3 protein-coding genes and 1 pseudogene are annotated in these 5976 nt (G+C 57.7%); all 4 read right to left on the bottom strand.

Features of this window, described 5'->3' with window-relative positions; genetic code table 11:
• Positions 1 to 93: 93 nt before the first annotated feature.
• The 4 genes and pseudogenes from AB3X96_RS41840 to folE2 all read right to left on the bottom strand — a co-directional run bounded on the left by AB3X96_RS41840 (position 94) and on the right by folE2 (position 5539).
• Entirely contained in the window at positions 94 to 1005 is a 912-nt protein-coding gene (locus AB3X96_RS41840) for a branched-chain amino acid ABC transporter substrate-binding protein (RefSeq protein ID WP_368594324.1), read from the bottom strand.
• A gap of 1169 nt (positions 1006 to 2174) precedes the next feature.
• A complete protein-coding gene (locus AB3X96_RS41835; protein WP_368594323.1) occupies positions 2175 to 3335 on the bottom strand; it encodes a mandelate racemase/muconate lactonizing enzyme family protein in 1161 nt (386 codons plus the stop codon).
• Positions 3336 to 3858: 523 nt separating this feature from the next.
• Positions 3859 to 4467, bottom strand: a pseudogene (gene ribB / locus AB3X96_RS41830) (3,4-dihydroxy-2-butanone-4-phosphate synthase); the annotation flags it as partial.
• 256 nt (positions 4468 to 4723) lie between these two features.
• Positions 4724 to 5539: a GTP cyclohydrolase FolE2 gene (gene folE2, locus AB3X96_RS41825; RefSeq protein WP_368594325.1), complete on the bottom strand. Its 816-nt coding sequence runs from the start codon at positions 5537 to 5539 to the stop codon at positions 4724 to 4726.
• Between the last annotated feature and the right edge of the window lie 437 nt (positions 5540 to 5976).

The following is a 5976-nucleotide window of genomic DNA, read 5'->3' as shown; positions in this document are numbered from 1 at the left end:
ATCCGCGTTTCAATCTCAGCCCGGTAACCAGCCTGCATCGTCTGTCCTCCAGAATGACCGCATCTTACCAGCGTCGCTTTGCACCGGCCAGGGTCACTTCGAGAAGTTATTTCTCACCCGTTCCTTATTCAGCTCAGCTGCACGCGGCATCCTTTCCAACGGCATTCCATACTCCCAACTGTACATGCCCTCCGCGCTGGGCCCGGCCAAACGCAAGAAATTATCGTTGGTAAATCCGCCTTCGCCCATGAACTTCGATCTGATGCCGAGCTGGTGTATCTGCCTCGCCACCCCGGCTGCCTGAAGGTCCTGGCCGACATAAAAAATCAGATCGGGAGTTAATCCTTTAATCGTCGTTAGGATGGCCCGGAAGTCGATCGATTTCGTCGTCGTATATTGCCACGTGACAATTTTGCCGCCCGCGTTTTTCACCGCCTTTACATATTCTGTGACAAGGTTTGTCCCGTAGTCGGTACTGTCATCGATGACCGCAATGCGTTTAGCGCCCAACTGTCTTACAGAATAGTTCGCTGCCAAAACGGCCATCTGCTCATCGTTACTGATAGTGCGAAACGTCGTCGCAAACCCGCGGGCAGTGAAAGTTGGTGAACTTGAAGCAGGGGAAATCTCGGGAATACCGGCACGCTCATACAACGCCGATGCAGCGACTGAGCATCCCGAATTATGGTGTCCTATCACGCCACTCACGCGCTCATCCACAAAGCGCTGCGCAACCAGCACCGCCGTTTTGGGGTCTCCCGCGTCATCCTGAGCGTCCACCTCAAAGCGAATCTTCCGTCCGCCAATAATCAAGCCGGCCTCGTTGGCTTCCTGAAAGGCCAACTTTGCACCGTTCTCTTCATCCTTGCCGTATGATGCCGAAAAACCAGTCAACGGTGCGGGGACGCCAATCTTGACGACTTCGGAGTCATCGGCCTGAACGACAGCTGTCGCTCCAGCGCACCAGAGGATAACAAGCAGAAGATTGGTACCCAGACGATACATTCAATTCCTTCAGTTGTTCGCCACAGATCGTGGATTCTTGTGTTGATGTTCGCAAATTCCGCTAATGATGTCCGTTGCGCGCTAATCTTGTCCATCTATTCCGCTACCGCGGCTGTTCTTCCGCAACGCAACCTCACTTCCCGACGCGACTGACCAAGCGCCGCAGGATCCCGGAGGGCTCTTGTCTGCTCGGCAGTCATCGGGCGCGCGCCAGTCGTACGGGATCGATCGCGCGATGTGCTCGCATGGCGCAGGCAATGTAGAAAGGCAGCCCGGCAGAGGTCAAAAAGGCGACTCGGGACTGGCTGGCGTCTTCGGACCAGATGCCTGACACACCAGCGATAAGATTTGATTCAATGTGGGATGCGGCGCGAGGTGCCTGCCGCACGTGGTCGGAGATGGAAGGCTGGCGCGCGGTTGATGCGCTCACCCCTGCGAGTCGGGGATGTGTGTCACCGGCGCCTAAGCGGTGGGCGACCCTGTTGCTGGCTATACCAAAGCGTCGATGGTTAGTTTGTTGCCCGCTGCGAAAACGCTCGCCTGCAGATCGTCGCGGCGCCCGCGGCCGCAATTGTCGGACGGCGGCTGCGCGCGACGATATGCGTACATCGGTGGCAATGCGCTCCCCTACCCGTCGTTCGCGCCGGTGGCCAGCCCCAGGCCGATGTTCAAGACGGTCGCAGCCGGGATTACGTGAAAACCTGCGGACAATCAAGGGCGGCGACTCGCAGAAGCCGTCTTAGGGTTTTTAACGGTTTCTTCCAAGATGTGGTGGCAAGCATCGACGCGGTGGCCGACTACCGACACCCTCAGGTATTCGATTTCCCGCGGCGCTATGGAGCCACCGATACGGCGATTGGGGTGACAGTCTTCGCGCGTTGACTCTTGCTTGGGCTGAATGGCTCAAGCGGCGAGCTCGCGAACGCCGCCGTTCGCAGTCCGCCGCGAACTATACTGCATTGACGGCAAGCGGATTACCTTTGCGGCCGCACGTCCGCGATCGACATGATGCTCGTTTTGATTGCGCGCCAGTAAGGCCACGAATCGGCCTCAACTTCGGTACGCGCTCCGCCGCTACATTCGAAAGGCCATAGCACCACTGCGTCGCAGGTGCGGCTTGCGCGAAGTTTGCTGCGCACCGCCGCCTCCCTTTTGTCTACCGCCTCACTTTAGGCTTCGCACTTCGCCCACAGGAACGGCTTCACGTTCTCGCTTGCGAGCGTAACGCCGAGACCTGGCTTGTCTTCCACCTCCAGCCAACCACCCTTGATACGAGCCTCGGGCGGATTCTCCAGAACCTGGACGTAGTTCTTCGCGTCGCTGAAGTACGGATAGATTTCAAGCGTCATGAAGTTCGCTAGCGTTACGCTTACCTGCAGAGTGCCAGCGGTACATAACGTGCTCGCGCAGTTATGCGGCGCTACACGCAGGTTATACGCCTCGGCCATCGCGGCAATCTTTTTGGTTTCCATCAAGCCGCCCGTATTACCGATGTCCGGCTGCACGATGTCCACGGTCTGGGGCTCCATCACCTTGCGGAAGCCGTATCGGGTGTACAGCCGCTCGCCAGCCGCAATCGACATCTTCGTGGAGTCGGCAATTCGCTTCAACGCGCCGACGTCGAACGCGTCGCACGGCTCTTCGAGCCACGTGATACCCAGGTCCTCATAGCGCTGGCACAGACGAATCGTTTCGTCGGTCGTGAGGCCGCCGCTCAGGTCGAGCATAATCTCGACATCCGAGCCAACGAATTCGACGAGCTTCTTCACGCGTTGATATGCGAGTTCCGTGAACTCCTTGTCGTGAGCACGACGGGTCACGTGCTTGAGGCGGCCGAGATAGTCCTGCGTCGCAAGCGGATAACACTTCAGCGCCTTGTAGCCATCTTCAATCGGTCGTGCGGCAGCTTGTGCCCACTCAGATGCGCCCAAGCAATGGTAGTTCCAGCCGTTTGCGTAGACCGGCACCTTGTCGAAAATTTTCCCACCGAAGAATTCGTAGACAGGGATGCCGATCGCCTTGCCCTTTATATCCCACAAAGCCTGCTCAATCGCGCTGATACCGGCGAAGGTGATTGCGCCGCCACCCTTGGCCCAGAACGACATGTCGTACATTTCCGACCATAGCTCTTCGATTCGGAACGGGTCGCGGCCCAGAATCAGACGCTCGGTGATGTCCTTGATCATGCCTGCGGCTGCCGTGCTGCCGAGGCCGTATGCGATTGCGGCTTCGCCAATGCCGGTCGTGCCGTCATCGGTAACGAGTTCGACGATAATCGGGTTCACATATCCACTCTTGATCAGGTAGATATTCGCGCTCTTGATTTTCATAAAACCTCTAGGTTGACATGGCCCGCGACGCCATCCGGCGGCGTCGTCCAAACCGGTTTGAAACAGTAAAGCTACGTGGATTCGCTTACGCCGCCTCGGCAAAACAGACGCCGCCCAGTACGCCGTAGTCGGCAATTAGAGAGCTGTCGATATCAAGCTCTGCAGCAATCTTCTCGACCACTTCAGCATCACAAAGGAAATGATTTGCTTGCTCTGTCGACTGAGTCTTCTCGCGTCCTTCCCGCAGCACGATAAGTGCGCCACGTTGGCCGAGACTGATGCGCAGCAGTAACTCAGAGAGTTCACCCTGCGGGTCGGTCAGCAAGCCTTCGACTGAGGAGTTATCGGCTGGGAGCCGAACGACGCCGATTGGAAATGAATCACCTTCGCGCTTGGAGCCTCGCACAAGCGCGGTATAAGGTTCGATGGTTACGCCATCGACGAAGGATACTTTCTCAAACACGCCGAAGTCGCTGAAGACGAGGCTTCGGGCGCATTCCCATACCTGTCGGTCATGCACCTTCCGATACGCAACCAGACTCTCAATCGTGCCGACGCGGATACCATGCTTCTTGCCGAATTCAAGCAACTGTGGGAGCCGGGCCATGGTGCCGTCTGGATTCGTGATTTCGCAGATGACCGATGCCGGTTCAAATCCCGCCAATCGCGCGAGGTCGGTCCCCGCTTCAGTGTGACCAGTACGTGCAAGCACACCGCCGTCTTTCGCACAGAGGGGAAATACGTGGCCGGGACTCACGATGTCGGCCGCAGATGCATTCGCCGCAACGGCGGACTGAACCGTCTTCGCGCGGTCGTGCGCGGAGATTCCGGTTGTCACTCCTTGCGCGGCCTCGATTGACACCGTGAACGCAGTCGTATGCGATGACCGGTTGTCTTCCACCATCGGACGCAAGTTGAGCTGCACGCAGCGCTTGCGTGTGAGCGTCAGGCAGACAAGCCCACATGCCTCACGGGCCATGAAGTTAACCATCTGTGGTGTGATGGCTTCGGCGGCAACAACGAGGTCTCCCTCGTTTTCACGGTCCTCGTCGTCAACGAGGATGACCATGCGTCCAGCCCGCACATCGCTAATGATTTCCTCCGGAGAGGAGAGTGTTGTGCGTTCAAACATGTCCAACTCCCAACGCTCGCTTATTGGCGGCCAAAGTTGAGGCCATCTAATGTTGCTTATGTCTCGAGTATGTCAACGCAAAGGCCGTGCCAATTTTTTCGTGAGACATCCGAGCGGCACTAGGACGTTGAATCCTTAGAGCCCTCTGCGCAGGTGCGTTCCCAGCAGTTCCCCGCGGTCTCACGACTGAGACAAACTGACTGACACGGTCTCAGCCGAGCGACTGCTCCGCTGAGGCGGCAGTCTCCGCAGACCGTCAAGAAAACACCGGGCTATTTTCGGAGGCAACCATGGCGTAAGCGCTATGGTTGTGGATGGACTCGAAGTTCTCGGCTTCCACGACGAACGAGCGGACACCGCTGGCCTTGTAGAGTCGCCCCGCAACATCACGCACCAGGTCTTCAACAAACTTCGGGTTTTCGTACGCGTGCTCGGTCACGAACTTCTCATCCGCGCGCTTGAGCAGCGACCATAGCTCGCACGAAGCCTCCTCTTCCGCAATCGCGATAAGGTCTTCGGGCCAAACCTGTGTGCTCACTTCCGCGGTAATCGTGACGTGCGAGCGCTGGTTGTGGGCACCGTACCTCGATATCTTTCTGGAGCAAGGACACAAGCTCGTGACCGGCACCAGGATACGCATCGTCACGCGTGCGGTATCCCCCGTTACCTCACCTATCATCGCTACCTCGTAATCCATGAGGCTTTCGACGCCAGACACTGGAGCAGCTTTGCGAACGAAATAAGGGAACCGTACTTCGAGACGTGCGGAATGTGACTCGAGCAGCTGCTGCGTCGCATGCAGCATTTCACGCATCGCTGCATAACTGAGCGGGGCCTGCCGACCCTCCATAAGCTCGACGAATCTGGACATGTGCGTGCCTCGCTTGTCAGCCTCGAGATACACATCCATCGCCCACTCACCGGTTGTGCGGACCTCTTTGCCCGCCTCGCTCTCTACGACTAACGGATAACGAACGCCGCGAATACCCACGCGGTTGATGGCCAGGCCACGCTCGTCTGCTTGCCCCTGCACGTCGTGTTTTGCCAGATACATTTTTTCTGGAGCGTTCATACGGTTGCCTATTTGATTGGAAATGCCACGCGCAAAGACGTCGCAAGTACCACGCCAGGCACGTCGATGCGATGGGCGGATGACGAGCACCGGATTTCCCATCGGACTTCGGTCGCAGTGCGCCGCCTGTCTCACGTGTGAGCCGCGGCAATCGCAGCGTTGAGACTCGGGAGTTACTCGTGAGACGAATGCAGTTCGTGACGCCACTGTATGGAGCGGCGCTAAACAAGTCATCGGATGGCATAGACATTGCAGAAACGAGGCCGTGCGGAAGAGCCTGCACTCAAACACACATCGGAGTAGAGACAATATGAAACTCGGACTTTTCATGATGCCGCTTCACGACCCGAAGCGGAATTACACGGAGCTGCTCAAGCAGGACCGCGACGCAATCATCATGGCCGACAAGCTCGGCTACGCAGAAGCCTGGGTCGGCG

Source organism: Paraburkholderia sp. BR13439 (assembly GCF_040948805.1).
Classification (GTDB): domain Bacteria; phylum Pseudomonadota; class Gammaproteobacteria; order Burkholderiales; family Burkholderiaceae; genus Paraburkholderia; species Paraburkholderia youngii.
Note: the sequence above shows the minus strand (reverse complement) of the source record. Positions and strands in the feature narration are given on the sequence as shown.